The organism is Collinsella sp. CLA-JM-H32B (assembly GCF_040098065.1).
Lineage (GTDB): Bacteria > Actinomycetota > Coriobacteriia > Coriobacteriales > Coriobacteriaceae > Collinsella.
This window is the reverse complement of sequence record NZ_JBBNNA010000002.1, coordinates 92,675-119,164: the sequence shown is the minus strand read 5'-3', so window position 1 is coordinate 119,164 and position 26,490 is coordinate 92,675. Positions and strand designations below refer to the sequence as shown.

The window sequence follows — 26,490 nt, the reverse complement described above, 5'->3', positions numbered from 1 at the left end:
CGGGATATCCCATTAAGCTCGCGGGCGATGCCCGTTTGCACCGGCTGTCTCTGGCAGCGGATTCGTGCGTGAACCGAAAGTATTATGGCGGGGACCCCGGCGTCGGTCAACGGGCGCGAGGATTCGTACACAAACCCTGCATACGCTCCGGCCGGGAGGGGCAGGGCGAGTTTTCCGCTCGGTCAAGTCCTGGGCTCGCACGAAGGCCACATTAAGTGGCCTTCGGCTCGTGCGGAATCTACGGAAAACTCGCCCTGCCCCTCCCGGCCGGAGCTACGTTGCCTTTGCTGCGAATCCTCGTGTCCGTTGAGCGACGCGCCCCACGCATAACCCTTATGTCGGTGGGCTGATGCGTTGCGTCCCGTTGGGCTATAAGGTTGAAATGAAGGTGGACAGGCGGTGGAGGCCTTCGTCCAGGTTTTCGTCGGAAACGCAGTAGCTTAGGCGGATGTGGCCTTCGGTGCCGAAGCAATCTCCGGGGACTAGGGCTACGTTTGCCTCTTCGATGGCTTTGATGCAGAAGTCTTCGCTGGTTAGGCCGAACTTTTTGATGCTCGGGAAAGTGTAGAAGGCTCCTGCGGGCTCTACCACGTCGAGGCCCATGGCGTTTAAGGCTTCGAGTACACGCTCGCGGCGGGCTCGGTAGACTTTGAGCATGGGGGTTGGGTCGACGGTCAGGGCTCGCGCTGCTGCGTCCATCTCAAATGAAACGGCACTCGATACTAGGTATTGGTGTGCTTTTGCGATCTCGGCGATGACGGGGGCTGCCGCTGCGAGCCAACCCAAGCGCCAGCCGGTCATGGCCCAGGGCTTGGAGAAACTCTCGATGATCACTGTCTGCTCGCGCAGCTCCGGGTGTCGCTGGGCGAAGCGCTCGTAGCCATCCACATAGACGAGACGGTTGTAGACGTCGTCGCAGACTACGTAGATGCCCGCCCGCTCTGCCACGCGTGCCACGGCGTCGAGCGATGCCGCGTTGAGGATGCAGCCCGTGGGGTTGTTGGGCGAGCAGATGACGATGGCCTTGGTCGCCGGCGTCACGCAGGCACGAAGCGCTTCCTCGTCGATCTGGAATTGCGCGGGCTCCGTATCCAAAAAGACCGCCTTGGCGTGGTTGGCCACGACGATGCTCTCGTACAGGCCAAAAGCCGGCGTGGGGATAATGACCTCGTCGCCAGGATTGAGCATGGCCATAAACGTGGCCGACAGGGCCTCGGTCGCGCCATCGGTCAGGATGACCTCGTCAGCCGAAAACGAAAGACCCGCGTCGCCCATATATGCGGACAGTGCCTCGCGCAGGACAGGGCGTCCGTTGTTGGGCGGATAGTGTGTGTCGCCGCGGTCGAGCGAGGCGGTCACCTCGGCGCTGATCACGTCGGGCGTGGGAAAATCGGGCTCGCCGAGCGCAAGCGCAATGCACCCCGGATGCTGGGCGGCAAGTGCGTTAATCCGGCGGATGCCGGAGGGCTTGAGCGTGGCAAGCGAAGTATTCATGGGCAGGCGCATGGCGTTCCTTTCGTAAGGGTTGCACTAGGATAGCGCGGCGAGGCGTCACCAGACGGTGTAACCTAAACGGAAACCAACCGGAAAGGAGGCGGCATGGAGACGACCGCACGCGGCGATGTACCAAAAACGTTGCAAACCATTGCGTATATCAGCATTCCCAATAGCGCCGATCTTGAGTTTTTGCTCTGGGACCTGCAGGATGCCATCGCCGCCTATGCTCAGCTTTCTGGCACCGCGCTCCCCCGCCCGATCGATTTGGAGGCGGATGATGCCGGTGCAGTCGATGGCATGGTGCTCGCTGTTGATGATGCATGTGATGATGAGGCTATGATCACTGTCGAGGAGATACTCGATCGCTTTAAGAATACAGACGCGCGCGTCTATGTCGTCGTTCAGGCCCTGTCCAAAAACACCAAGCAGGCGGACGAAGCCCTCGACCGCCTATACCGGGCATGTATTCTACGTGACCTGCCATGGTGCGACGGCGTTGTCATCCGTGCCGGCAGCGGCATCGCAGCGCTTCGCCACTCCCCGCGTATGGGCCTCTTGCGTCGGCCATTTTCGGAAGCGATAGATAAGCTTGTGGGCGCTGTGCGCATGGGCTGCTCCATTGAACATGCGCAGCTGCTTGGCGGCGGCAATGCCGGTAGCGTCGATGCCGACGGCATGGTGCGCGTCAAGCCCGCGCTGCCCGCACCGATCTGGCATGCCATCATGAAACGCCTCAGCACCCGCGCCCAATCAGATATCTAAATTACAGAGCGCCCCAGTCAACGGCCTCGCGCCAGCGCTCGACAAGGCGTTCCAGGCGCCATGCCGCATTGGCGGGACTAGTCGACGGCAGAACGATGGCCGACAGCCCCGTGCGTTCTTGTAGATAGCGCTTGAAGAGCCGACCAGCTGTACCACCGTTGCATATCACCTGCTCAATGGGAGCTGCGCCGGTAATGCGCTCGACATGCGCCGGAACGACGTTTTTGATGCTGGCGTCGCTTGAGCCCTTGATGTCACAGCCCTCGATCACGTCCCACAGGGCCACGCCGCCGTTCAGCAGCATGGCCCGCTTGGCGGCAATCGAGGCATCGAGCGTCGCGGGCTCACCGCTTGCCAAAGGATTGCCCTCGTTGGGCGGCACGGGCACACCGAGGCACGCGGCCATCACGCGCCAAAAGCGGTTCTGGGGATTACCGTAATAGAAGGCATTGGCGCGCGAGAGCACCGAGGGAAACGACCCCAGCACCAAAACGCGCGAGTGCTCGTCAAACACGGGCTCAAACCCATGCTCAATATGTTGATAGCCCTCGTCTGGCGCGGCCATGGCCTAGGCCCTCAACAGATAGCGCACCTCGTAGGGCGCAAGCTCAAAGGAGCCCGGCAGCTCGACCGTGGGCGCATCGTCGGCAAGCAGATCGACGAAGGAGCCGTTGAGCTCGCCGGCTCCAAAGGTATAGGGCTCGTTCACGGCGTTGACCGCCACGAGCACCGTCGCGTCATCGCAGGCGCGCTCGAACAGCAGCTGCTTGTTCTGGATCACCACGTTGCGATAGGCACCGTAGTTGAGGGCACGGGCTGCCGCGTCGTTTGCCGAGCGCAGGTGCGCCAGCTGCGTGACAAATGCCGTCAGCTCGTTGGGCGCGGGCTCATCGAGCGCAGGACGTAGCGCCCAATCGCCATCGGGGCCGCCCTTTTCGCCGGCAATCCCCCACTCGCTGCCGTAGTAGACGCACGGAATGCCCGGCATACCAAAGAGCATGCCGTAGGCGGGGCGCAGGCAGGACTTGTCCGTCAGGATGCTCGCCAGGCGCGGCACGTCGTGGTTGTCGACAAACGACAGCAGATGCTTGCCGCGATAAATGCACCAGGGGTCGCCGCCAAACTGGCGATGAAGCGAGTGGGCAATCTCGAACATGTTGACCGAGTTAAAGCTGGAGTACAGGCCCTTGTAGCACTCGTAGTTGGTGCAGGAGTCGAGCATCTCGTCGTTGACGATCTGGTTGTAGTCGCCGTGGAGCGTCTCACCAATCAGCACAAAGTCGGGCTTGAGCTCACGGGTAAAAGTATGCAGGCGGCGCATAAAATCGCGATCGAGCATATAGGCGACGTCCAGGCGCAGACCGTCGACGCCAAAGACTTCGGTCCAGCGACGCACGGACTCAAGCAGGTAATCGACCACGGCGGGGTTTTGCAGGTTGAGCTTCACAAGCTCAAAATGGCCCTCCCAGCCCTCGTACCAAAAGCCGTCGCCGTAGCACGAGTCACCGTCAAAGCTGATGTGGAACCAGTCCTTGTACGGCGAATCCCACTTGCGCTCCTGCACATCACGGAAGGCCCAAAAGCCGCGACCGACGTGGTTGAAGACGGCATCGAGCACCACGCGGATGCCATGGACGTGCAGCGTCTCGCACACGGCGGCAAAGTCGGCGTCCCCACCCAGGCGACGGTCTATATGGCGCAGGCTGCGCGTGTCGTAGCCATGACTATCGGACTCGAGCGGCGGGTTGATGAGCACGGCGCCAACGCCGAGTTCCTGCAGGTAATCGGCCCATTGGGCGATTTTCATGATGGGGGCATCGGGGTTGGGTGCAGTGCCGGCAGCTTGGGCGAGCTCATCCTCGGCAACGGGGGCGACGTTTTCGCGCGGAGCTCCGCAAAAGCCCAGCGGATAGATCTGATAGAACGTCGTCTCGTATGCCCACATAGCAACCTCCCGGTAAGCGCAACACAACGACATCCATTGTATGCCCGGCTTGTATCCTCTTCCCCAAAATAAGTTGCGGTAGAATAGTTCCTGCTTGGGCCTTCAGAGGCCTTAAACAGGAACTATTCCACCGCAACTGATGAGGAAACGTGATCAGGCGACAGGCTTTGCGCGGCGAATGGCCGGGAACATCACCGTGATAGCGAGGATGACGCCCACGGCAGCAATCGCACCGCCCGCGTAGCCGATCCAGGCGATACCGGGGCCCGAAACCACGGCTCCGCCGATCGCGGTACCCGTGCCAATGCCCAGATTGAACAGGCCCGAGAAGATCGACATGGCGACGGCCGACGAATCTGCCGGCGTGTGCTTGATGAGCTCGGCTTGGAACGCCACGTTAAAGGCCGTGGCGCAGCAGCCCCACAGCGCGCAGACGGCAAGCACTGCCACGAGCGACGATGCGGCCGGACCCATGAGCAGCAGAGCCACCGGCACGCCGGAGAGCGTAATCGCGAGAAACGGGAACCGGTGCCCATCGAACAGTCGGCCGAACAGCCAGCTTCCGAGCAGACCAGAGCAGCCGAACGCCGTCAGCGTCATGGTAATAGCGCTTGCGTCGACGTGCGCGACCTGTGCCAGGAACGGCTCAATATAGCTATAGCCCGCGTAATAGCCAGTTGCCATGAACACCGTGACCGCATAGAGCGCGATCAGTAACGGGTTCTTGAGCAGCTCGGGCAGTTGCTTGACGGTAAAGCGCTCGCCCGCCGGCATGGTTGGAAACACGGTCGCCTGGTAGACGACCGCGACAGCAGACAGTGCTCCGACCACGGCAAACGTCATACGCCAGCCCACGGCCAGGCCAATGGCGCGGCCGAGCGGCAGGCCGAAGATCTGTGCGATGGAAGAGCCCGTGGCGATCATGCTGATGGCGAGCGCCCCATGGCGCGTGTCGACCAGGCGCGAGGCCATAATCGAAGCGACCGACCAGAACACGGCATGCGCGCAAGCGACCACCAGGCGCGCGCAGACCAGGATGGGATAAGTCGGCGCCACAGCGGACAGAAACTGGCCGAGCGAGAACACGGCGAGCACGCCCAGCAGCATCCGCTTGAACTCGAAACGCGAAGCGAACACCATGAGCGGCAACGACAGCAGCATGACGCCCCAGGCATAGACCGAGATCATGATGCCCGCCTGGGCCTCGGTGAGCGAGAACGACGCGGCGATATCAGTCAAAAGGCCGATGGGCATAAACTCCGACGTGTTGAACACGAACGCACAGCAGGTGAGCCCGACGAGTGGGAGCCACTGCCTGAGCGTGATGCCGTCTTGCCTTGCCTGACTCATATATAACATCTCCAATCATTTTGAGTGGAGGCGATTATATAGCAACGGTCCCGCATCCGTCAGTAACGGACACGGGGCCGAAACAATTCGATACACAGAGGTTGCGCCGTCAATAAATAACTAAGCCAACCCCAGCAATATGCCCGCCGAATGCACGACAAACGCCACGATCCAGGCGACCGTCACTTGAAACGCGAACACGGCAACGGCATAGCGCGCGCCCAACTCGCTCCTGACGGCGCCGATGGCCGCCACGCAGGGCGGGTACAGCAACGTAAAGACCAGGAACACGTAAGCGGTAAACGGCGAAAACATGGTCGACAGTGCCGCGGGCGAGGTCGCGCCCAAAAGCACGGTGAGGGTCGAGATGACACTCTCCTTGGCGATAAGTCCGGTGACGAGCGCCGTGGATGCGCGCCAATCGCCAAAGCCAAGCGGCGCCAGCGCCGGCGCGATGATGCTGCCGAGGCCCGCAAGCAGGCTTTGCGACTGATCGGCGACCACATTAAAGCGGATATCGAACGTCTGAAGGAACCAGATGACCACCGTAGCGGCAAAGATAATGGTAAAGGCCTTGGTAATAAAATCCTTGGCCTTATCCCATGCCAGCATCACCGTCGTCTTGACGCTCGGCAGGCGGTAGTTGGGGAGCTCCATGATAAACGGCACTGGGTCGCCCTTAAATGCCGTGCGGTTGAGCACCAAAGCCGCGATACAGCCAACCGCAATGCCAATCAGATAGAGCGAGACCATGGCGGGGACCGTCGCCTGCGGGAAAAACGCCCCGCACAGCAGGCCGTAGACCGGCAACTTGGCCGAACAGCTCATGAACGGCGTGAGCATGACCGTCATCTTGCGGTCGTGCTCGGATGGGAGCGTACGGGTCGACATGATAGCCGGCACGGTGCAGCCAAAACCGACGAGCATAGGCACAAAGCTGCGGCCCGACAGGCCAAAGCGACGCAGCACCTTATCCATAACAAAGGCCACGCGCGCCATGTAGCCCGAGTCCTCCAGAATGGAGAGGAACAAGAAGAGCACGACAATAATCGGCAGGAAGGTCAGCACGCTGCCCACACCCGTAAGCACGCCGTCGACAGCCAGTGAGCGCACCACGTCGTTGGTGCCGAACGCCTTGAGGCCCGCATCGGCCGAGGCGATGATGGCAGCGATGCCGTCCTCCATGAGTCCCTGCAACGCCGCGCCGATCACGCCAAACGTCAGCCAAAAGACGAGACCCATGATCAGCAGAAACGCCGGAATGGCCGTATAGCGACCCGTCAGAATGCGGTCGATCTTGACGGAGCGCACGTGCTCGCGGCTCTCGTGCGGCTTGACGACACAGCGCCCACACACGTCGCCGATAAAGCTAAAGCGCATATCGGCCAGCGCGGAAAGGCGGTCGGTGCCGGCCTCGCCCTCCATCTGGGTAATGATGTGCTCGATGGCGTCGAGCTCGTTACGGTCCAGGTGAAGCGCCTCGGTCACCAGCTCGTCGCCCTCAACCAGCTTGGTCGCCGCAAAACGCACGGGAATGTGTGCCGTCGCGGCATGGTCCTCGATAAGGTTGGCGATGCCGTGGATGCAGCGATGCAGCGCACCGCCGTCTGGACCATCGGGCGCGCAAAAGTCCAAGCGGCCGGGACGCTCGCGGAACCGCGCGACGTGCAAGGCATGATCCACCAGCTCACCGATACCCTCGTTGCGGGCAGCGCTAATGGGGACAACAGGCACGCCCAACAGGCTCTCGAGCAGGTTGACGTCCACGGCGCCACCGTTGGCCGTCACCTCGTCCATCATGTTGAGCGCGATGACCATGGGGCGATCGAGCTCCATAAGCTGCAGCGTCAGGTACAGATTGCGCTCGATGTTGGTGGCGTCGATGATGTCGATGATGGCGTCGGGATGCTCATCCAGGATAAACTGACGGCTGACGATCTCTTCGCCCGTGTACGGCGACAGCGAATAGATACCAGGCAGATCAGTGACGCTCGCCTCGGGGTGGTTACGGATGGTGCCGTCCTTGCGGTCGACCGTCACGCCGGGAAAGTTACCGACATGCTGGTTGGAGCCCGTAAGCTGGTTGAACAGCGTGGTTTTACCGCAGTTTTGGTTGCCGGCGAGGGCAAAATGTAGCGGTGCGCCCTCGGGCACGGCCGTTTTTGCCGCACGGGGCGAATACGTCCCCTCGCCGAGTGCCGGGTGCTCCGTCGTGCCGATTGCGGCGTTAGCGCGCGGACCCGTATCGGTGTCGTGAACACCCACGAGCTCAATCCGTGCGGCATCGTCCTTGCGCAGCGTCAACTCGTAGCCACGCAGGCGAATCTCGAGCGGGTCGCCCATGGGGGCGTACTTCATCATGGTGACTTCGGTGCCCGGTGTTAGGCCCATGTCCAAAATATGTTGTCGGAGTGCCTGGTCGTCCGATGTCACCGATGCGACAACGGCGTCCTTTCCAATCTCGAGCGTATCGAGCTTCACGTCCGTGTTCCTCCCCCGGCGCCCGCAGGGCGTTGCATTTTGTTTACTATGGCTAACCGTTTGCCATGGCTAACCAATTGTAACCATGCATGATAGCGCGAACACGCAACGATGTTCAATCGACAGATCGGTGCAATGGGGACAGATCGCTTTGCCCAATAGATGCGATGCGGAACAACCAGGCGCGGGAGGGGATTCTGGGACACGGTTTCCCAGACGGCACCCTTTCGGAAACCGCACCCCACTATTCAGGCGAATTCCGGGATGCAGTTTCCCGATGGGGGCTCCTGGGGAAACTGCATCCCACTCCGAAACGCTAAAACGGGATGGGCTTTCCGACTGAGGTCTCTAGCGGAAACTGCGTCCCGGAATAGGCGCTCGGAACGGGATACGGCTTCCCCGGACGAGAGCCCGGCAATGTTGCGCAACAAAGGGCGCAAGTCCGCGCATAGGATAGAGGCGGATGAGGATGCGCCCGGTATTCGCGCGGGCGCCGATCGAGGGGAGTCTGCACATGTTCTGCCGAAATTGCGGGTCGAAGGTCGAGGACGGGACCAGGTTCTGCCCCGTGTGCGGAGAGCCCGTCGCTGACGAATATGAACCCCCGGCCGAATCGCAGGGCGGCTTTCAATCCGCCCCGGCAGCCGAGGCGCAGCCAACTACACCGGCGCCGGCGAAGGCCAAGCGCTCAAAGAGACCCCTCATGATCGCCGCCGTCGTGGCCGCGCTGCTCGCCGCGGGCGGCGGCGCCGGCTACTACTTCGGCGTCTACGCCCCCGAGCAGGCTCGACAGGCGGCCGAACAGGAGGCGCTCGCGGCGAAGCACGCCGTGCGCTTTAGCGTCTCGGCCCAGGGCTGGGACACCTCGGCGGGAGCGAGCAGGCTGCCGGTTCATATTACGGGCAAGGAGGAGCGTGGCAAGAAGGTCGACGCCGTGCGCTACGTGGACAGCGACGGCGAGGGCGTCGAGCTCCGCTGCGGAAGCTACGAGGTCGAGGTCGCCGCCTCCCCCATCGCCGCCGACGGCACGATCTACGCCGTCCCCGCCGACAAGCTCGACATCAAGCTGGGCGAAAAGGCCGCCGAGAAGAAGACCATTGACGCGGGCGACGTGGCGCTGGAGCCGATCGAGGCGCCCGAAGTGACCGACGACCAGATCGCCGCGGCAAAGAAGTACGCCGAGGAGGACGAGGGCGCCAAGAAGGCCGGCTTCAATATTGACGCCGATGCGCTCGCGACCGCCGCGACCAAGCGCCGCGACGACGCCGTGGTGGCAAAGCAGGCCGAGGAGGAGGCAAGGCGCCAGGCGGAGGAAGAGGCCAAGAAAGCCGAGGAGGCAAGGCAGGCAAGGACGTTTGAAACCGACTACTTTACAATGGCCCCCTCCGACTGGTTCCCCATGGATTGGTTGAAATTCGAAACGACGTCCGACACCCTTACCGCCAATGACGTTACAGCGCAAGATGTTGCCTCGAAAGCGAACTTTACGGTATACGCAACCGATGGATCGCCGCACGGCGCAGAGACCGCCTTCTCTAGGACGATTGGAAAGACGTCATCGGGCAAGACTGTAGTGCTGTCCGGCGGACCTTACTGGGGATATGTCCAGGATGGATACCGCCCGCTTGGGATCAATTATGATTTCACGGGAGAAACGTACTGCGATCTCCTCGCATCCTGCATTACGCTGAAATAGCCGACTACCGCCACCCAAAATGATCCGCTTTCCTCCGTAGCATGCGAATCATACAGGGAGTGTCCCAGGGTGCCGGCACTTAAGGAACGTCCCCAGCTGCCGGAAGCCGATATTTTGCCGCTCTGCCAGAATTCTGGCTCGAAACGGGATATGGTTTCCCAAACAAGCCTCTTGCGGAAAATGCAACCCGGAATCCCCGCCCGAAACGGGACGCACTTTCCCAGTCGAGGCCCTATGGGAAACTGCATCCCGGAATCCGCGCCCAAACCGGGACGCAGTTTCCGGGCGGGGCATCAAAACCAAAGTTGCGGTGGAATAGTTCCTGCCTGGGCTGGTTGACGCCCCAGATAGGAACTATTTCACCGCAAGTTATTGAAGGGCCGGGATGCCCGTCCTCTTACAGATGACGCTCCAGGAAGCGGAAGGCTAGGCGAATCCAAGGACGGACTGCCACCTGCTTGCCCTCGTTGTCGACCGCGGTATTGGCGTTGCCGAGCGAAAGACCGTGGCCGCCCTGGTCAAAGACGTGCATCTCGCATGCAACACCCTCCTCGGCCATGCGCTGCGCAAACGGGTAGACCTGCGCGATCGGCGCCGTCTTGTCGTCCGAAACGCCCCACACAAAGGTCGGGGGCATCTGGCGCGAAACGTGCGTGGTAGGGCAAATGTCGGTCAAGTGCTCATCGGTCGCCTCGCCGCCCGTCACCATCGACAGATAGTCGTTGAGCAAATCGCGTCCTGTCTTGCCGCCCGTCTTGGGCACGCGCAGGTCGATGCGCGGATCGCGTGTCTGCATATCGCGCACATAGGCAAGGTCGAGCAACGGATAGCCCAGCACCACGGCGTCGGGACGAATATCCTCCGGACGAGCCCCAGCAAGGCCCGCGAAGGGTCCGGTCTTCCACTGCGTTGCCAATGAGGCGCAGATCATGCCGCCCGCCGAGAAACCCACAATGCACACGCGCTTGGGATCGACATGCCACTCGTCGGCGTTGGCGCGCACGGTAGCGACCATCTTGGCGAGGTCCGCCTGCGGGTGCGGAAAGCTCACGTCGCCCGTGCCACTCGTCACATAGTTGAGCACAAAGGCCTGGTAGCCGCGGTCCAAAAATGCAAACGCCACCGGGTCCTGCTCGTGCGGAGCGATATGCGTAAACCCGCCTCCGCCGCAGATGATCACCGCGGGGCGGCGGCCATTGGGCTTGTCGGGCAGCGGCTCGGCACCCAGATACGTAAACGTCGCCGGATAATCCTCGGTCGGCTCCTCGCCCCACAGCGCATGGTTCTCAATAATCATAGGTGCTCCCTCCGTGCGATTCGTGCGCACTCGTTTTTCGCACCTTAGCGTACCCCACTTGAGCCCGCGGCGCAGAAACACCCCCGCAATAAGTTGGCCTTCAACTGATATATCACAAAATCGCTGTTCAGAGCTATCGTTAGGCAGCGTAAAATAGGGGCGCTGACCGTGCTGGGAAACACGTACGAAACGTTTCCGGCAAACCACACGCGTGCAACATGCGCGCCTGATACGTTGGAGGCATCTATGGGTCTGCTCGATTCGCTCAAGTCCACGTTCACCTCGTCGGGCGAGGCGTCCGTTCCGCCCGCAGCAAGCTTCGCCACCCGCGAAGGCGTCATCTACGCCCCCGTCAACGGCGTGCTCGTCAATCTGAGTGAGGTTCCCGACGAGACCATCGCCTCGGGCATGCTCGGCCAGGGCTATGGCATCGAGCCCATTACCGGCACCATTTACGCCCCCGCCAACGGCCGTATCGGCGCCACCACCGTCACCAACCACTCCATCGGCATGATTACCGAGGACGGTCTGCGCGTGTTTATCCATGTTGGCCTGGGCACCGTGGAAATGAACGGCAAGGGTTTTGCCCGCTTTGTCGAGATGGGCGATGTGGTCAAGGCAGGCCAGCCGCTCATCAGCTTCGACCGCGAGGCCATTAAGGCCGCTGGTCACGAGGACATCGTGACCGTCATCGTCTCCGAGCTCAATCGTCTTAAGAGCATCGACCATGTCGGCGAGTCTGGAACGCTTATCGGCGGCAACCCGCTCGTCAAGCTTGGTGATCCGCTGCTGGTTGCCAAGACCAAGTAGCAGACTGCCGTCACATAACGGGTCAACCACCCGTGCATCTTTGCCGCATCTGTGTTGTTGTTTTTGCCTATGTAGAGGTTCTGAAACGTTTCTATATAGGCAGCTGAGCATCAACGCAGGTGCGGCTTTTGCGTAGCGAAGCATCGTCCCGCGGCATGTTGTTCAACCGCACGAACCCCCTTCCTTTGTCCGCGCAGAGCGCTAGACTGCTAGGTCGACATTGGAGGAAGATCGATGCAAAACACACCCACGGGCGCCGCACATGCCGCGCCTCAACGCAACCAACGCATCGTCGCGCTCGACGGGCTCCGCGCCCTCGCCATCGCCGGCGTCGTCCTATATCACCTTCGCCCCAGCCGCCTGACCGGCGGTTTTTTGGGCGTTACGCTCTTCTTTACGCTGAGTGGCTATCTCGCCACCAAAAGCATTATGCGGGCCACGGCACGCGACGGATTCTCGTACCCGCGCTATATCTGCCGCCGCATTGCGCGCATGATGCCGCCGATCGTCGTGACCATCGCGCTTACCGCCGTCGCCACCTACATCGCGGCCCCGAGCCTACTCCCTAAGGTGCAGCAGGACGCCCTGCCATCGGCACTCTTTTTGAGCAACTGGTTCTACATCTTCCGCAACGTCTCGTATTTCGCAGCTGCAGGACTCCCCTCGCCGCTCACGCACCTGTGGTTCTGCGCTGTCACTATGCAGTTCTATCTGGTATGGCCGGTCATCCTTATGGCGCTGTGCAGCAAAACCAGGTCACGCAACACCGCCATCGGCATCACGATCGCATTCGCGCTTGCATCGACGGCAGCCATGGTCCTCATGTTTAATCCCACCGCCGACACATCGCGCGTCTACTACGGAACCGACGCCCGTGCCGCCGAGCTTCTATGCGGAGCCTTAGCCGCCATCGCCGCGCCGCGTCTGCGCGAAATGCTGAGCGGTGACATCCATACCCCCGGCGCCAACAAGGGCATCTCAAAGGTCAACGCGATTTCTATCGCGTGGCTCGTTGCCGTTATAGCCGGCGCACTCATGCTGACCGGAGAGAGCGCCTGGCTCTACCGCGGCGGCTTTTTGCTGTTTGCCCTGCTCACCGGGCTCCTTATCACCTGCGTGCAAAACACGGAATGTATCGTACGTCGTCTGTTGTCGGTCAAGCCGCTCGTCTGGTTGGGACAGCGTTCGTTCTCGGTCTATCTGGTGCACTATCCCCTACTGCTTCTTATGAACCCTGCAACCCGCACTACCCGCATCGCCTGGTGGGAGCAGGTATTACAGCTTGTACTGATCCTTGCGGTAGCCGAGGTTTTCTATCGCCTCGTCGAACGTCCTTGGTCCCACAAGCCGGCCCAACAGGACAGCACGGCAAGAAAGCACGTCCTCGCACCCACCATGGTGCTCCCCGCGCTTGGCGCCGCATGCGTCGCCGCACTTGCCTTCGCGCCGCTTGACTGGGCAGGCATCGCCACCGCCCGCGCCGAGCAGCTCCGTCCCGAGCTTGCCCAGAACGCGACCTCCGCCCAGGACAACGGAGCCAACGACAAGGGTGCCGAGCCCGCATCCGGTAAAGAATCCCAGCCCAGCGACACCGCATCCGATGACGCTGCCAAGCAAAAACCCAAAGAGGGACCTATCGCCGAAAAGGTCCCCAAGAACCTTGACTGGAAGAGCTTTACCTACGACGAGGCAACCGGAACCTGCGACGCCCGCGTGCTCATGATCGGCGACTCGGTCACCGCAGGTGCCCAACCTGGCATTCAGGCGGCGCTTCCCAACGCGTACATCGACGGCGTGGTGAGCCGCCAGTTCTACACCTTCCAGGATGTCTACGCGCAGGACAGCGCCAATTACGACCCGAGTGTGGTCATTTGCGCACTTGGCACCAATGGCCTCATCCGCGACCCCCAGCAGGTGCAAGACGTGATTAATGCCGTAGGTGGCAAGCCCATCTACTTTGTGACCGTGCGCGTACCGCTCGAGCTACAGGACCGCAATAACCAGACGATTCGTGACGTCTGCGCTCAAAACGACAACGCCGGCGTCATCGACTGGAACGGTGCCTCAGAGGGCCACAGCGAATACCTCGTCGACGACGGCACACACCTCACCCAGGCGGGAATCGACACCTACGCTGCCCTCATACGCCAAGCCATCTGCGGGCACTAGGCAACGCAAAATCGGCGCTTGCGCGGTGCCCACGTCACGCCCATACATCACACCTGACGTTTTGCTACGCCCCCACTCGCGGGTTAGAATGGTTAACTGCTTGGAAATAATCCGTACAACCGTTATGGGAGGATACGTGAACCGCACCAAAATCGCGCAGCTCTATGCCGATGCCGAGTCGCTCGGCGGCCAGACTGTCACCGTCGCCGGCTGGGTCAAGTCCGTCCGCGACATGAAGAACTTTGGCTTCGTTACGCTCAACGACGGCAGCTGCTTCCGCGACCTGCAGGTCGTCATGAACCGCGAGGCGCTCGACAACTACGACGAGATCACCCATCAAAACGTCTCGGCCGCCCTCATCTGCAGCGGCACCGTTAAGCTGACCCCCGATGCGCCCCAGCCCTTCGAGCTTTCTGCTACCTCCATCGAGGTCGAGGGCGTCAGCGCCCCGGATTACCCGCTGCAGAAGAAGCGTGCCACCGTCGAGTTCCTGCGCACCCAGCAGCACCTGCGCCCGCGCACCAACCTGTTCCGCGCTGTGTTCCGTATCCGCTCTGTCGCGGCTGCCGCCATCCACCGCTTCTTCCAGGAGCAGGGCTTTGTCTACGTCAACACCCCCATCATCACCACGAGTGACTGCGAGGGCGCCGGCGAGATGTTCCGCGTGACCACGCTCGACCCCAAAAATCCGCCCCTCACCGAGTCCGGCGAGGTCGACTGGAGCCAGGACTTCTTTGGCAAGCATGCGAGCCTCACCGTGTCCGGCCAGCTCAATGCCGAGAACTTTGCCATGGCCTTTGGCGACGTGTACACCTTTGGCCCCACCTTCCGCGCCGAAAACTCCAACACCACGCGCCACGCCGCCGAGTTTTGGATGATTGAGCCCGAGATGGCCTTCGCCGACCTCAACGACTACATGGACAACGCCGAGGCCATGCTCAAGTACGTTCTTAAGGACGTTATGGCCACCTGCCCCGACGAGCTCAACATGCTCAACAAGTTTGTGGACAAGGGTCTGCTCGAGCGCCTGGGCCATGTCGCCAACTCCGACTTTGCCCGCGTCACCTATACCGAGGCCGTCGAGATCCTGGAGCAGGCAGTCGCTGCGGGTCACAAGTTTGACTATCCCGTGAGCTGGGGCATCGACCTGCAAACCGAGCACGAGCGTTTCCTGACCGAAGAGCACTTTAAGCGCCCGACCTTCGTAACCGACTACCCGGCCGAGATCAAGGCCTTCTACATGCGCATGAACGAGGACGGCAAGACCGTCGCCGCCGCCGACTGCCTGGTTCCCGGTATCGGCGAGATTATCGGCGGCTCACAGCGCGAGGAGCGCCTGGATCTGCTCGAGGCCCGCATCAAGGACCTGGGTATGAATCCCGAGCAGTACAAGTACTACCTTGACCTGCGCCGCTACGGTTCCTGCAAGCACGCCGGCTACGGTCTGGGCTTCGAGCGCTTGGTGATGTACCTCACCGGCGTGGGCAATATCCGCGACGTCCTGCCGCACCCGCGTACCGTGGGTAACGCCGACTTCTAATCGTCGGACGCTAGCTCGCGTCGCCACTCGCCAACGCTCGTCACACAAGCGCCTCTCGACATCTGCCGAGAGGCGCTTTTTTCAACAGCATCCGTCAAGCTTTTGGCAAGGTTTTGGTCAGTTAGGCAGGGTTGTTGAAAACTCGACCCACCGTTTGCCGACGGCTACCGACCGCCCAGAGCGCCCTGCACCCCTGGGAAAGCCCCGCATCCTAGGCTCCATACCGTCGCCACCCAAAACGGAGAGGACGTGGGCGCTATGACCGAAGCCGTTGTTGAAAACTACGAGACCACGACCAGGGGCTCCGCCTCGATGGCAGCCTATCGCGCCGTACGCATCCTGCAGCTCTTGAGCGAGAACACCGGCGAGGACAAGGCACTGCTTTCCGACGAGCTGGTCGAGCTCCTCGCCCATCCCGACGACCCCGCCCGCATGCCCATCTCGGCGGCACGCCGCAGCATCTATACCTCGATATCCGCACTTCGTCACGCCGGATACGAAATCGACTATAAACGCGGCGTGGGCTATCGGCTCCTCACCCGCCCGCTTGCTGACGAAGAGATCATACGGCTCCACGGCATGGTCATGCGCAACCGATCGACGCCCATAGCCATTCGAAAGAGCATGGCACAGCACCTGGTCGCCATGGCGAGCGCCGATGTTCGCGACTATCTCGATATGCCCGAACCGGCACCGGCCGCCAACGACGCGCCCGTCAAGGCAACGCGTCCGCACGCCAAGCGTATCGACACGTGCGAGCTCGTCGAACAGGCCATCGACCATGGAACAACCGTCAGCTTTGATATCACAAACGTCCTGACCCGAGGCGAAATCGAGGTGGTGCGGATGACGGTCCGGCCCTTTGCCATCAGGCAACGCGATGGCGTCTCGTATCTGCTGGGAACGGTCTACGACACCCGAGGCGCCGACGACACCCTGCGCACCGTTGAGGTCAGCCGCATGAGAAACGTCAGCACGCGTTTGCTCGACGGCAAGAAACTCTTTGCCGCGCTAGACGAAGAAGACAGCACCGCACCCGCAGCGTAAGCCCCGTTACCGTCCGTCGTTCCTCAGCACCGCCCATCCGGTTCAGTATTAAAAAACGCGCCAGGATGTTGTAAAAATGGGCATCGGCGTTACTATAGTCCCACTTGCACTTTTTCCTAGTGCAGTGTTTCCAGCCATTTTTATACTGGGGGTAATGATATGAAGGACATCACCATCAGCCGCAGGAGCCTTCTTGTCTCCGCTGGCCTGCTCGCGCTCGCTCCGCTCGCCGGATGCGGCGGCAACTCTGGTTCCGGCTCCGCTGCCGCCGGTTCCGACTACACCATCGGCGTTCTGCAGCTCACCGAGCACTCCGCGCTCGATGCCGCCAACGACGGCTTCGTCAAGGCCATCAAGAAGAGCGGTCTCAAGGTCAAGATCGACCAGAAGAACGCCCAGAACGACCAGTCCACGTGTAAGTCCATTGCCGACAAGTTCGTAGGCGACGGCGTCAACCTGATCTATGCCATCGCTACGCCCGCCGCGCAGGCTGCCGCCGGCGCCACCGCCGATATCCCCATCGTTGGCTGCGCCATCACCGACTACGCCGCTTCCGGCCTGGTCCAGGACAACGACAAGCCCGGCACCAACGTCACGGGCGCTTCCGACCTCACCCCGGTCGCCGAGCAGCTCGAGATGATGCAGAAGGTCCTGCCCGACGTTAAGAAGGTCGGCCTGCTCTACTGCACCGCCGAGTCCAACTCCGACGTCCAGATCAAGGCCGCCAAGAAGGAGCTCGACAAGCTGGGCCTCGAGTACACCGACTTCACCGTCTCGAGCTCCAACGAGATCCAGTCCGTCGTCGAGTCCGCCGTGGGCAAGGTCGACGCGCTGTACTCCCCCACCGACAACACCATCGCCGCGGGTGCTTCGCAGGTCGGCCAGATCTGCAAGGAGAACAAGCTCCCCTTCGTTACCGGCGAGGAGGGCATGTGCAAGGCCGGCGGCGTGTTCACCCTCTCCATCAACTATGAGGACCTGGGCTACGCTGCAGGCGAGATGGCCGTCAAGATCCTGAAGGGCGAGGCCAAGCCTGAGGATATGCCGATCAAGCATCTCTCGAGCAAGGACCTGGTCGTCGTCAAGAACGACGAGATGGCCGAGGCCCTGGGCATCGACCTCTCCGCTCTGGACGCATAGCGTCATGCGTGGCAATGCATCTAGAGCCCGCGCTCGTGCCATAGCCGCGTTATTCAATATCTGAGCCACAGGGGCGAACGCTATAGACCGGCGTTCGCCCTGCTTGTTTTGGATGAGACAAAACATCCGTCCGCAGCTCTTTTATGCAGTGTTACCGCTATTATGGAAAATCACGTGTCCACCCTATCCTAGGAGGTATGAAGCATGCTCATTGCATTGCAGGGCGCCATTTCGCAGGGCGTCCTCTGGGGCATTATGGTGCTCGGCGTGTTTATCACGTTCCGCCTGCTCGACATCCCCGATATGACCTGCGACGGCAGCTTTGCCCTCGGCGGCTGCGTTTGCGCCGTGCTCATCGTCAACAATAACGTCGACCCACTGCTCGCCGTACTGGCTGGCATGTGCGCCGGCGCCATCGCCGGCGCCGTCACGGGCATCTTGACCACCGTCTTTGAGATTCCCGCAATCCTCGCCGGAATCCTTACGCAGATCAGCCTGTGGTCCATCAACCTGCGCATCATGGGTAAGTCCAACACGCCCATCCTTGCCAAGGGCACCATCTTCTCGTCTGTCAGCCACATGACGGGCCTGCCGCAGTCCACCGTTGCCATCATCCTGGGCATTGTGCTGGCCGTGGCCATCGTCGCCATCCTGTACTGGTTCTTTGGCACCGAGATCGGCTCGGCGCTGCGTGCCACCGGCAACAACGAGTACATGATCCGCGCCCTGGGCGTCAACACCAACTCCACCAAGATGATCGCCCTCGTGCTCTCCAACGCCCTTATCGGCCTTTCGGGTGCGCTCATCTGCCAGAGCCAGAAGTACGCTGACATTGGCATGGGCACCGGCGCCATCGTTATCGGTCTTGCCGCCATTGTTATCGGCGAGGTGCTCGGCCGCCTGCTGCCCGGCGGTCTGACGCAGTTTAGCGTCCGTCTTGCCTCTGCAGTCTTTGGCTCCGTGGTGTACTTCCTCATTCGCGCCATCGTGCTGCAGCTGGGTATGGACGCCAACGACATGAAGCTGCTCTCCGCCGTGATTGTTGCCGTGGCCCTGTGCGTGCCCGTGGTTTGGGAGCGCTATAAGCTCCGCAGCTCCTACACGAAGGGGGATGAGGCAGATGCTTAAGCTCTCGCACGTCAAAAAAACCTTTAACAAGGGCACCGTTACCGAGAAGCGCGCGCTCACCGGCGTCGACCTTACCCTTAACGACGGCGACTTTGTGACCGTGATCGGCGGCAACGGCGCCGGCAAGTCCACGCTGCTCAACATGATTGCCGGCGTGTATCCGCTCGATTCGGGCGTTATTGAGCTCGACGGCACCGATATCTCGCGTCTGAGCGAGTCGCAGCGCGCCAAGTACCTGGGCCGAGTGTTCCAGGACCCCATGCGCGGCACCGCTGCCGACATGCAAATTGCCGAGAACCTGGCCCTCGCCAAGCGCCGCGGCCAGCGTCGCGGCCTTTCGTGGGGCGTCACCAAGGCCGAGAAGGACGAGTACGTTGAGCTGCTCAAGCGCCTGGACCTTGGCCTGGACACACGCCTCAACGCCAAGGTCGGCCTGCTCTCGGGCGGCCAGCGCCAGGCACTCACCCTGCTGATGGCCACGCTCACCAAGCCGCGCCTGCTGCTGCTCGACGAGCACACGGCGGCCCTCGACCCCAAGACGGCCTCTAAGGTGCTCAACCTGACCGAGGAGATCGTCGACGAGAACCACCTGACCACGCTCATGGTCACGCATAACATGAACGACGCCATCCGTCTGGGCAACCGTCTGATCATGATGCACGAGGGCCATGTGATCTACGACGTGGCGGGCAATGAGAAAAAGTCGCTCACCGTGGCCGACCTGCTGCAGAAGTTCGAGGAGGTCTCGGGCGGCGAGCTCGCCAACGACCGCATGCTGCTGAGCTAAAACCTGCCAAAGAGGGACAGGTTTATTTTGGCAGGTTTTATCTGCACAAACGTCAAAACCGCCGCAAAGGGACAGGCGCCCTTGCGGCGGTTTTCGCATATCATGTCGATAATCCAGCGTCAGCAGGGACCACTGGTCAAGAACTAAGGAAACTGCCTTGAGAAGATCTCTTCCCCGCCGTGCAAACCTTATACCCACCAAGAAGCCCGTCCGAATTTGATCGGACGGGCTTCTTGGTGGGTATCATGGTTGGACGATCATTAGGAGGTTTTCCCTACATGGAATTGTTTGAACCGATTCTTCATTTCTTTGAGCAACGGTGGGTCCACAACATCATCTGGGCCGTCATCTTGGTAATAGGCACCGCCATCGCCACCAAGGTCGTATCCAAGACCCTGCGCCACCTGCTCAACCGCGACGACAACCCGCTTCCGGCATCGAGCATCTTCATCAACATCGCGCGTGCCGTCATCTGGACGATCGGCGGCAGCTTTATCCTCGACAACTGCTTTGGCATTAACGCAAACGCCCTCGTCGCCGCTCTTGGCGTCGGCGGCATCGCCATCTCGCTCGGCTTTCAGGACACGCTGTCAAACCTTATCGGTGGCATGCAGGTGACCTTTATGGGCATCATCAAGCCCGGCGACAATATCGAGGTCGGCGGCGTGTCGGGCGTGGTCCAAGACATCACCTGGCGTCATACGACCATCGAGGACGCCTGTGGGCAAACCATCATCGTCCCCAACTCCAACATCTCCAAGAACACGCTCGTGCATTTGATGCCCTTTGGGCGCGTTGCCGTGCCCGTCGCGGTCAAGGACACGTCCAAGTGGGCTTCACTGGACGCGCTGGCAGATGAACTCACCGACGCCACCAAGGCCGCCGTGCTTCCCATCTCGAGCTTTGACAAGGAGCCCTACGTGCTCTTTAGCGAAATCGGCGACTTTGGCATTAAGGGCAAGATCATCTTTATCGTCAGCGACGACAGCACCACCTTTACGGCAGCCGACGCCTGCATCCGCGCCATCGCCCCCATCATCGCCTAAAACCACCACAAAGGGCCAGGCACCTTTCTGGTGGTTTCGCATCGTGGTACCATGGTTATATCGTTGTTTAAACGACTAAGGGAGTAGACACCATGGAAGAGGCCTATCGTCAAGCACGCAAGCGCGGCGAGCAGGGACGCCGTCGCGCCATCAGCCAAAGCGAGCACCCGTACCTTACGGACCTCGACGGCCTCGTTTCCCAGCTCCCCTTAGGCCAGCGAGAGAGCGTCGGTCTGAGGGACATTCCGCTCGAAATGGTCGTCGGCACGGTCACCAAAGGCCGTCAGTCTGCCTTTTCGTGTAACTTTATGCCCCTGCTGCCGTTTAACACCGAGTTCGCCCGCAAGTGGTCCAACCTCTACGACATCCAGGTGACCGAGGGCTATCGCGACCCCATCATCGTCACCGAGTTCATGCATCGGTTCTATGTCCAGGAAGGCAACAAGCGCGTCAGCGTCCTCAAATTCCTGGACGCCCCGACGGTTTCGGCCAAGGTCACCCGTCTCTACCCCGGCAAATGGAACTCCGTCGAAAGCCGCCTGTACGGTGAATTCTGCGCGTTTTGGCGCGTCTGTCCCCTATACGAGATCGAGTTCTCGCGTGAGGGAAGCTACGAGACGCTCGCCAAGATGCTCGGTCAGAACCTTATCGAAAAGTGGCCACAGAAAAAGGTCGACTACCTGCGCCACACCTTCCTACTCTTTAAGCGTGCCTACCTTCGCGCGGGCGGCGACCACCTGGACATTACGCCCGCCGACGCCATGCTCGTCTACCTCAATGTGTACAACCAGGACCGCCTGCTGGATACGCCGACGGATATCGTCGTAAACCGCCTGTGCAAGATGTGGCGCGAGTTGGTCATTGCCGGCAAAAATGACGAGGACAAGGTCGATCTTGTCGAGGCACCGAGCGTCGATGAGGAAGAGGCGCCCGCCAAGTCCACCTCCGGCGTGTTCAACTTCTTTATGGGCAAGACCGTTTATTCGGCGGCCAACCCTCTGCGCATCGCCTTTATCCATGAATTCCCCTGTGCATCGTCGAGCTGGGACAGCTTGCACGACCAAGGGCGTCAGTATCTCGACGAGCACTTTGGCGGCATCGTGCGCACCGAGGCATTCGAGGACTGCCACGATCCGGACGTGTTCTACGCCGCCGTGGAAACGGCTGTCAAACATGGTGCTAACGTCATCTTCTCGACCTCGCACCGCCTGATGGAATACACGCTCAGGGCTGCCGTTGAGTATCCCCAGGTTCGGTTCCTCAACTGCTCTATCGGCCTTCCCCACCAAAGCGTCCGTTCGTATTTTGGAAAGATGTACGAGGCTAAATTCCTCCTGGGCGCCCTTGCCGCCAGCATGGCGGACAACCATCGCATTGGCTACCACGCGTCGGTCTTTGCGTCGGGCGCACTTAGCGAGATCAACGCCTTTGCGATTGGCGCCTCGCTGCTCGACCCCCGCGCGCAGGTAATCCTCACCTGGGGCGATGTGCCCGCCGGCGGTCTTGCCGAGGCCATGTGCCGCGAAGGCGTGAGCGTCATGACCGGCGCTGACATGTCCAAGTCGCTGGAGGACCCTACGGCCTACGGACTCCACCGCCTGGTCGATGGCAAGGTCGTCGGCATCGCCATGCCGGTATGGAACTGGGGCCGATACTACGAGCTTATCGTGCGAAGCCTGCTGCATGGCACCTGGGATGAGACCAGTGACGCCAACCAGGTTCGCGCCGTCAACTACTGGTACGGCATGAGCTCGGGCGTTATCGACATTCGCTACGCGCCGGGCCTGCCCTATCAGACGCGCAAACTGGTGCAGCTACTCCGCAACGGCATCGTCGAGGGCTCCATCAATCCGTTTGGCGGTGAGCTCCACAGTCAGAGCGGCGTGGTGCAGATCGAGGGCTTTCCCCCACTGCCAAGCACGCAAATCGTCGAGATGAACTGGCTGGCCGACAACGTGGTAGGCGCCATTCCACAGCCCAACGATGAGCCGAAAGTCCGCGCCCTATGAAGATCCTTGCCGTAGCCGATACCGAGGAACGATGCCTTCGGGAATGCTTTCGCAAGGAACGCTTTGAGGGTGTCGACCTGATTTTGTCCGCCGGCGATCTGGACCCGGATTATCTTGAGTTTTTGGTCACCGTCATCAACAAACCGCTCATCTACGTGCGCGGCAACCACGATGACCGCTATGCACGTCATGCACCGGGTGGCTGCATCTGTGTCGAAGACGCCGTCTACGTGTACCGCGGCGTCCGCATTGCGGGGCTTGGCGGCTCCATGCGCTACCGAGACGGTGCCAACATGTATACCGAGCGCGAGATGACCAAGCGCATGCGCAAGCTCTCCCGCAAAGTGAGGATGGTCGGCGGCTGCGATATCCTGCTGACCCATGCGCCCGCCGCCGGCATGGGCGACCTGGATGATCTGGCACATCGAGGATTCGAATGCTTTAACACAGCGCTCGAGTCCTGGAATCCCGACTACATGGTGCACGGGCATGTGCATCAGAGCTACGGTCCCGATTTTCAGCGCGAGCGGCAACACGCGTGCGGGACGACGATTATCAACGCCTGCGGCTATACGCAGTTTGAGCTAGACGAAGCGCGCTACCCCATCCGTGGCTGGCAGGCAGCCTGGCTCAATTCGCAAACCATGCGCCGCGAGCTCAAGCGCCACGAGGCCATCGAGTCCTCAACCGCCAGAACACCCTGGTAACCACTTTTAAGGCTTGACGCTGCGCCGGCCCCAAGCACCCCATCTCGCCCCTCAAGCCGTCGCTCGCGTACCAAAGTACGCGTCGCTCCTCTTTCGGGGCGACCTGGGGCACTTGGAACCGGCTCGCTGCGATGCAATAACATTGACGCCAAAGTGCCCAAACCACCACAAAGGTGCCTGTCCCCTTTGTGGTGGTTTGGGCCCGAGATAGCAAGAAACCCGGTCCTGCACGAGGCAGAACCGGGTTTCTTTAGCAATGCTTGCTTTGCTCAGGCAGTAACTGTTAGTTACTCAGCCAGGAAATCACGCTGGACAGCGGGATCGACCTTGACGCCAGGGCCCATGGTGGAAGACACGGAGATGGACTTGACGTACTTGCCCTTGGCAGAAGAGGGCTTGACGCGCAGGATCTCGGTGTACAGGGCAGCGTAGTTCTCGACGAGCTGCTGCTCAGAGAAGGACTTCTTTCCCAGGGGCACGTGGCAGATGCCGTAACGGTCGGCGCGGTACTCAACGCGGCCGGCCTTGAGCTCGGAGACCATCTTGGCGACGTCCATGGTCACGGTGCCGAGCTTGGGGTTCGGCATGAGGCCACGGGGACCAAGGATCTTACCGATGCGGCCAACCTTGGCCATCATGTTCGGCGTAGCGATAGCGGCGTCGAAGTTGATCTCGCCCTTCTGGATCTGGGCGACGAGCTCGTCGGAACCGATGATGTCGGCGCCGGCAGCCTCGGCCTCGCGAGCCTTCTCACCCTCGGCGAAGACGGCAACACGAACGGTCTTGCCGGTGCCGTGGGGCAGGGAGATGGAACCACGGATGTTCTGGTCAGCCTTACGAGTATCGATGCCCAGACGGAAGTGGGCCTCGACGGTCTCGTCGAACTTGGCGGTGTCGAGCTCCTTGATGAGCTTGGCAGCCTGAAGGGGGGTGTAGAGCGTGGCGCGGTCGATCTTCTCGGCAGCGGCGTTATAGCTCTTACCATGCTTAGCCATGTGCATTACCTCCTGTGGTTAAACGGGCGTGAGCCCTCCCACATCGTATCGTGTGCCCTATTGCACACATTTAACGGGCGCCCCGGTCGGAGCACCCGTCGTTACCATAAGAAATCGCTACTCAGCGATGGTGACGCCCATGGAACGGGCGGTACCGGCGATAATCTTCTTGGCGGCGTCAATGTCGTTGGCATTGAGGTCCGGCATCTTGATCTCGGCGATCTTGGTGAGCTGCTCCTGGGAGAGCTGGCCAACCTTGTCGGCCTGGGGCTTAGCGGAACCAGACTTGAGGTTCAGCTCCTTCTTGATGAGGTGAGCCGCCGGCGGGGTCTTGGTGATGAAGGAGAAGGACTTATCCTCGTAGACAGAGATCTCAACGGGGATGATGTCGCCCTTCTTATCCTGCGTCTCGGCGTTAAAGGCCTGGCAGAACTGCATGATGTTCACGCCAGCAGCGCCCAGGGCGGGGCCGACGGGAGGAGCGGGGTTAGCTGCACCAGCAAGAATCTGGAGCTTAATGACGTTGGCAACCTTCTTCTCAGCCATGGTCATTCCTTTCGAATCACGAGTGTGAAGTACTTGCTATATCGTAAGCACGCACGTGTTAGAAGCACTCCTGAGATGAGCAGTCACAGAAGAAGCACGCTCGCGCGAACGGACGAAAACTTAAGCGATGACAGCGACCTGGTTAAAGTCGAGCTCGACCGGCGTCTCGCGGCCAAAGATCATCAGCGTGACCTTGAGCTTGCCAGCCTCGGTGTTAACCTCGGAGACCTTGCCATCAAAGTCGGTAAGCGGGCCATCGGTGACGCGGACGGACGTGCCGACCTGAATATCAACCGAGGTGCGCTTGGGCGAATCGCCCTTACCGGGACGACGAGTCATCTTATTGTACTCATCGCGGGAAAGCGGTGCAGGCTTACCGTTGCCGCCCAGGAAACCGGTGACGCCGGGCGTGTTGCGGACACACGTCCAAGCATCGTCATCCATCTCCATGCGGACCAAGACATAACCCGGGAAAATCTTGGAATCCTTGGTCTCGCGCTTGCCACCCTCTTTAATCTCGGTGACGCGCTCCATAGGAATCTCGATATCAAAGATACGGTCCTGCATGCCCATGGTCTCGATACGATGCTCGAGATCGGACTTTACGCGGTTCTCGTATCCGGAGTAAGTGTGAACGACGTACCAACGCTTAGACATGGTTTAGCCCCTCAATCCAGAGAACAGAGCAAGAGCCTCGCCAAAGCCAGCATCGAGCAGAGCGATGACGACGCCGACGACGACCAGAGAAGCGCAGACGACGACCGAGTAGTTCACGAGCTCCTTCTTATCGGGCCACGTGACACGCTTCATCTCGGACTTGACCGAAGCGAAATACTTCTTGGTGCGGGCGAAGAAACCAGGCTTCTCGTTCTTCTTGGACTTCGCAGCCTTCTCGTTCTTCTTGGCAACGGCCTTCTTGGCCTCAACCTTGGAGTTGGCGGCAGCGCTGTTGGCAGGTGCCGACTGCTGAGCCTTCTTCTTGTTCTTCTTGTTGGCCATTTGGGTTACCTCCGCGCAATGCGCTTATACATGAGTAAACCGTAAGCCCCCAAGTGGGAGCTTACGGAATAATGACTGGCACGCCAGGAAGGACTCGAACCCTCAACACTCGGTTTTGGAGACCGATGCTCTACCAATTGAACTACTGGCGTATGTGACTAGAGACTAGCGAGTCTCTTTGTGCAGCGTGTGGTGACGGCACCAGGGGCAATACTTCTTGATCTCCATACGATCAGGCATGGTCGACTTGTTCTTGGTGGTCGTATAGTTGCGGCGCTTGCACTCAGTGCACGCAAGAGTAACTAGAGTACGCATGTATCCTGAACCTTTCATTTCCGCCCCGTACGGGCACGAGTTGTTACTTTATCAGCTCCACGTAAGTGCTGTCAATGAAAACCTCGAGTCAATTGGTTCTCGGTGGATCCATTCATATTTGGAACACATCAATGAAGCCACCGAGAGCTAATCGACGGTGCATCCAGGACCATTATCGATCCTCTCGACACCAGCAACGGCTCAATATCCATTGCAGAAAAGAA

General features: G+C 60.6%; 23 protein-coding genes and 1 tRNA gene. 12 read left to right on the top strand and 12 right to left on the bottom strand.

Going from position 1 to position 26,490, the window contains the following annotated elements; translation table 11 throughout:
* Window positions 1-369: 369 nt before the first annotated feature.
* A complete protein-coding gene (locus AAA138_RS02540; RefSeq protein WP_349089450.1) occupies window positions 370-1,506 on the bottom strand; it encodes an aminotransferase class I/II-fold pyridoxal phosphate-dependent enzyme in 1,137 nt (378 codons plus the stop codon).
* A 93-nt stretch (window positions 1,507-1,599) separates the two neighbouring features.
* On the opposite strand from AAA138_RS02540, the gene AAA138_RS02535 reads away from it, so the two are divergent.
* Window positions 1,600-2,259, top strand: coding sequence for a hypothetical protein (locus AAA138_RS02535; RefSeq protein WP_349089449.1), 660 nt, complete (start codon window positions 1,600-1,602; stop codon window positions 2,257-2,259).
* Window position 2,260: 1 nt separating this feature from the next.
* Here the strand turns inward: AAA138_RS02535 and AAA138_RS02530 are convergent, their stop codons facing one another.
* The 4 genes from AAA138_RS02530 to feoB all read right to left on the bottom strand — a co-directional run bounded on the left by AAA138_RS02530 (window position 2,261) and on the right by feoB (window position 8,035).
* Window positions 2,261-2,824 (bottom strand): uracil-DNA glycosylase family protein, encoded by a 564-nt coding sequence (locus AAA138_RS02530; protein WP_349089448.1) that lies wholly within the window; start codon window positions 2,822-2,824, stop codon window positions 2,261-2,263.
* Between the two features lie 3 nt (window positions 2,825-2,827).
* A complete protein-coding gene (locus AAA138_RS02525) occupies window positions 2,828-4,204 on the bottom strand; it encodes an alpha-amylase family glycosyl hydrolase (RefSeq protein ID WP_349089447.1) in 1,377 nt (458 codons plus the stop codon).
* Between the two features lie 153 nt (window positions 4,205-4,357).
* The gene (locus AAA138_RS02520; protein WP_349089446.1) at window positions 4,358-5,554 is read right to left on the bottom strand and encodes an MFS transporter; all 1,197 of its coding nucleotides are present in this window, start codon (window positions 5,552-5,554) and stop codon (window positions 4,358-4,360) included.
* Window positions 5,555-5,674: 120 nt separating this feature from the next.
* Window positions 5,675-8,035: a ferrous iron transport protein B gene (gene feoB / locus AAA138_RS02515; protein ID WP_349089445.1), complete on the bottom strand. Its 2,361-nt coding sequence runs from the start codon at window positions 8,033-8,035 to the stop codon at window positions 5,675-5,677.
* A 514-nt stretch (window positions 8,036-8,549) separates the two neighbouring features.
* On the opposite strand from feoB, the gene AAA138_RS02510 reads away from it, so the two are divergent.
* Window positions 8,550-9,731 carry a zinc-ribbon domain-containing protein gene (locus AAA138_RS02510; RefSeq protein ID WP_349089443.1) on the top strand — a complete coding sequence of 394 codons (1,182 nt, stop codon included), beginning with the start codon at window positions 8,550-8,552 and terminating at the stop codon, window positions 9,729-9,731.
* 397 nt (window positions 9,732-10,128) lie between these two features.
* On the opposite strand, the gene AAA138_RS02505 is transcribed toward AAA138_RS02510, so the two are convergent.
* On the bottom strand, window positions 10,129-11,028 hold the full coding sequence (locus AAA138_RS02505) for an alpha/beta hydrolase (protein ID WP_349089442.1): 900 nt from the start codon (window positions 11,026-11,028) through the stop codon (window positions 10,129-10,131).
* 246 nt (window positions 11,029-11,274) lie between these two features.
* On the opposite strand from AAA138_RS02505, the gene AAA138_RS02500 reads away from it, so the two are divergent.
* The 10 genes from AAA138_RS02500 to AAA138_RS02455 all read left to right on the top strand — a co-directional run bounded on the left by AAA138_RS02500 (window position 11,275) and on the right by AAA138_RS02455 (window position 23,411).
* Window positions 11,275-11,838: a PTS glucose transporter subunit IIA gene (locus tag AAA138_RS02500; RefSeq protein WP_349089440.1), complete on the top strand. Its 564-nt coding sequence runs from the start codon at window positions 11,275-11,277 to the stop codon at window positions 11,836-11,838.
* A gap of 234 nt (window positions 11,839-12,072) precedes the next feature.
* Window positions 12,073-14,007 (top strand): acyltransferase family protein, encoded by a 1,935-nt coding sequence (locus AAA138_RS02495; RefSeq protein ID WP_349089438.1) that lies wholly within the window; start codon window positions 12,073-12,075, stop codon window positions 14,005-14,007.
* A gap of 136 nt (window positions 14,008-14,143) precedes the next feature.
* Complete coding sequence (gene asnS, locus AAA138_RS02490; RefSeq protein WP_349089436.1) at window positions 14,144-15,547, top strand: asparagine--tRNA ligase; 1,404 nt, start codon at window positions 14,144-14,146, stop codon at window positions 15,545-15,547.
* A gap of 258 nt (window positions 15,548-15,805) precedes the next feature.
* On the top strand, window positions 15,806-16,594 hold the full coding sequence (locus tag AAA138_RS02485) for a hypothetical protein (protein ID WP_349089435.1): 789 nt from the start codon (window positions 15,806-15,808) through the stop codon (window positions 16,592-16,594).
* 159 nt (window positions 16,595-16,753) lie between these two features.
* Window positions 16,754-17,734 carry an ABC transporter substrate-binding protein gene (locus AAA138_RS02480; RefSeq protein ID WP_349089433.1) on the top strand — a complete coding sequence of 327 codons (981 nt, stop codon included), beginning with the start codon at window positions 16,754-16,756 and terminating at the stop codon, window positions 17,732-17,734.
* A 204-nt stretch (window positions 17,735-17,938) separates the two neighbouring features.
* Complete coding sequence (locus tag AAA138_RS02475; protein WP_195535792.1) at window positions 17,939-18,862, top strand: ABC transporter permease; 924 nt, start codon at window positions 17,939-17,941, stop codon at window positions 18,860-18,862.
* Window positions 18,855-19,649, top strand: a complete 795-nt coding sequence (locus AAA138_RS02470) for an ABC transporter ATP-binding protein (RefSeq protein ID WP_349089431.1) — start codon at window positions 18,855-18,857, stop codon at window positions 19,647-19,649. The genes AAA138_RS02475 and AAA138_RS02470 overlap by 8 nt, the downstream gene beginning before the upstream one ends.
* Before the next feature lie 278 nt (window positions 19,650-19,927).
* Window positions 19,928-20,695, top strand: a complete 768-nt coding sequence (locus AAA138_RS02465; RefSeq protein ID WP_349089429.1) for a mechanosensitive ion channel domain-containing protein — start codon at window positions 19,928-19,930, stop codon at window positions 20,693-20,695.
* Between the two features lie 92 nt (window positions 20,696-20,787).
* The gene (locus AAA138_RS02460; RefSeq protein WP_349089428.1) at window positions 20,788-22,704 is read left to right on the top strand and encodes a BMP family ABC transporter substrate-binding protein; all 1,917 of its coding nucleotides are present in this window, start codon (window positions 20,788-20,790) and stop codon (window positions 22,702-22,704) included.
* Window positions 22,701-23,411 carry a metallophosphoesterase family protein gene (locus AAA138_RS02455; RefSeq protein ID WP_349089427.1) on the top strand — a complete coding sequence of 237 codons (711 nt, stop codon included), beginning with the start codon at window positions 22,701-22,703 and terminating at the stop codon, window positions 23,409-23,411. The genes AAA138_RS02460 and AAA138_RS02455 overlap by 4 nt, the downstream gene beginning before the upstream one ends.
* A 287-nt stretch (window positions 23,412-23,698) precedes the next feature.
* On the opposite strand, the gene rplA is transcribed toward AAA138_RS02455, so the two are convergent.
* The 6 genes from rplA to rpmG form a co-directional block, all read right to left on the bottom strand.
* Complete coding sequence (gene rplA / locus AAA138_RS02450) at window positions 23,699-24,406, bottom strand: 50S ribosomal protein L1 (RefSeq protein WP_022093892.1); 708 nt, start codon at window positions 24,404-24,406, stop codon at window positions 23,699-23,701.
* 117 nt (window positions 24,407-24,523) lie between these two features.
* Window positions 24,524-24,952, bottom strand: coding sequence for a 50S ribosomal protein L11 (rplK, locus tag AAA138_RS02445; protein WP_349089426.1), 429 nt, complete (start codon window positions 24,950-24,952; stop codon window positions 24,524-24,526).
* Window positions 24,953-25,072: 120 nt separating this feature from the next.
* The gene (gene nusG, locus AAA138_RS02440) at window positions 25,073-25,609 is read right to left on the bottom strand and encodes a transcription termination/antitermination protein NusG (protein WP_006234984.1); all 537 of its coding nucleotides are present in this window, start codon (window positions 25,607-25,609) and stop codon (window positions 25,073-25,075) included.
* Window positions 25,610-25,612: 3 nt separating this feature from the next.
* Window positions 25,613-25,951, bottom strand: coding sequence for a preprotein translocase subunit SecE (gene secE, locus AAA138_RS02435; protein WP_117775877.1), 339 nt, complete (start codon window positions 25,949-25,951; stop codon window positions 25,613-25,615).
* Window positions 25,952-26,027: 76 nt separating this feature from the next.
* Window positions 26,028-26,103 (bottom strand) — tRNA-Trp (locus AAA138_RS02430).
* Window positions 26,104-26,116: 13 nt separating this feature from the next.
* The gene (rpmG, locus tag AAA138_RS02425) at window positions 26,117-26,266 is read right to left on the bottom strand and encodes a 50S ribosomal protein L33 (RefSeq protein WP_022093895.1); all 150 of its coding nucleotides are present in this window, start codon (window positions 26,264-26,266) and stop codon (window positions 26,117-26,119) included.
* Window positions 26,267-26,490 lie beyond the last annotated feature (224 nt).

Excerpts from the sequence above, each read along its gene's own strand:
- AAA138_RS02500 (WP_349089440.1), top strand. The coding sequence starts at position 11,275 with ATGGGTCTGCTCGATTCGCTCAAGTCCACGTTCACCTCGTCGGGCGAG.
- rpmG (WP_022093895.1), bottom strand. The coding sequence starts at position 26,266 with ATGCGTACTCTAGTTACTCTTGCGTGCACTGAGTGCAAGCGCCGCAAC.
- rplK (WP_349089426.1), bottom strand. The coding sequence starts at position 24,952 with ATGGCTGAGAAGAAGGTTGCCAACGTCATTAAGCTCCAGATTCTTGCT.
- AAA138_RS02520 (WP_349089446.1), bottom strand. The coding sequence starts at position 5,554 with ATGAGTCAGGCAAGGCAAGACGGCATCACGCTCAGGCAGTGGCTCCCA.
- AAA138_RS02525 (WP_349089447.1), bottom strand. The coding sequence starts at position 4,204 with ATGTGGGCATACGAGACGACGTTCTATCAGATCTATCCGCTGGGCTTT.
- AAA138_RS02535 (WP_349089449.1), top strand. The coding sequence starts at position 1,600 with ATGGAGACGACCGCACGCGGCGATGTACCAAAAACGTTGCAAACCATT.
- AAA138_RS02460 (WP_349089428.1), top strand. The coding sequence starts at position 20,788 with ATGGAAGAGGCCTATCGTCAAGCACGCAAGCGCGGCGAGCAGGGACGC.
- AAA138_RS02470 (WP_349089431.1), top strand. The coding sequence starts at position 18,855 with ATGCTTAAGCTCTCGCACGTCAAAAAAACCTTTAACAAGGGCACCGTT.
- AAA138_RS02455 (WP_349089427.1), top strand. The coding sequence starts at position 22,701 with ATGAAGATCCTTGCCGTAGCCGATACCGAGGAACGATGCCTTCGGGAA.
- AAA138_RS02475 (WP_195535792.1), top strand. The coding sequence starts at position 17,939 with ATGCTCATTGCATTGCAGGGCGCCATTTCGCAGGGCGTCCTCTGGGGC.
- AAA138_RS02530 (WP_349089448.1), bottom strand. The coding sequence starts at position 2,824 with ATGGCCGCGCCAGACGAGGGCTATCAACATATTGAGCATGGGTTTGAG.
- AAA138_RS02540 (WP_349089450.1), bottom strand. The coding sequence starts at position 1,506 with ATGCGCCTGCCCATGAATACTTCGCTTGCCACGCTCAAGCCCTCCGGC.
- AAA138_RS02505 (WP_349089442.1), bottom strand. The coding sequence starts at position 11,028 with ATGATTATTGAGAACCATGCGCTGTGGGGCGAGGAGCCGACCGAGGAT.
- AAA138_RS02510 (WP_349089443.1), top strand. The coding sequence starts at position 8,550 with ATGTTCTGCCGAAATTGCGGGTCGAAGGTCGAGGACGGGACCAGGTTC.
- AAA138_RS02480 (WP_349089433.1), top strand. The coding sequence starts at position 16,754 with ATGAAGGACATCACCATCAGCCGCAGGAGCCTTCTTGTCTCCGCTGGC.
- secE (WP_117775877.1), bottom strand. The coding sequence starts at position 25,951 with ATGGCCAACAAGAAGAACAAGAAGAAGGCTCAGCAGTCGGCACCTGCC.
- AAA138_RS02465 (WP_349089429.1), top strand. The coding sequence starts at position 19,928 with ATGGAATTGTTTGAACCGATTCTTCATTTCTTTGAGCAACGGTGGGTC.
- nusG (WP_006234984.1), bottom strand. The coding sequence starts at position 25,609 with ATGTCTAAGCGTTGGTACGTCGTTCACACTTACTCCGGATACGAGAAC.
- AAA138_RS02485 (WP_349089435.1), top strand. The coding sequence starts at position 15,806 with ATGACCGAAGCCGTTGTTGAAAACTACGAGACCACGACCAGGGGCTCC.
- AAA138_RS02495 (WP_349089438.1), top strand. The coding sequence starts at position 12,073 with ATGCAAAACACACCCACGGGCGCCGCACATGCCGCGCCTCAACGCAAC.
- rplA (WP_022093892.1), bottom strand. The coding sequence starts at position 24,406 with ATGGCTAAGCATGGTAAGAGCTATAACGCCGCTGCCGAGAAGATCGAC.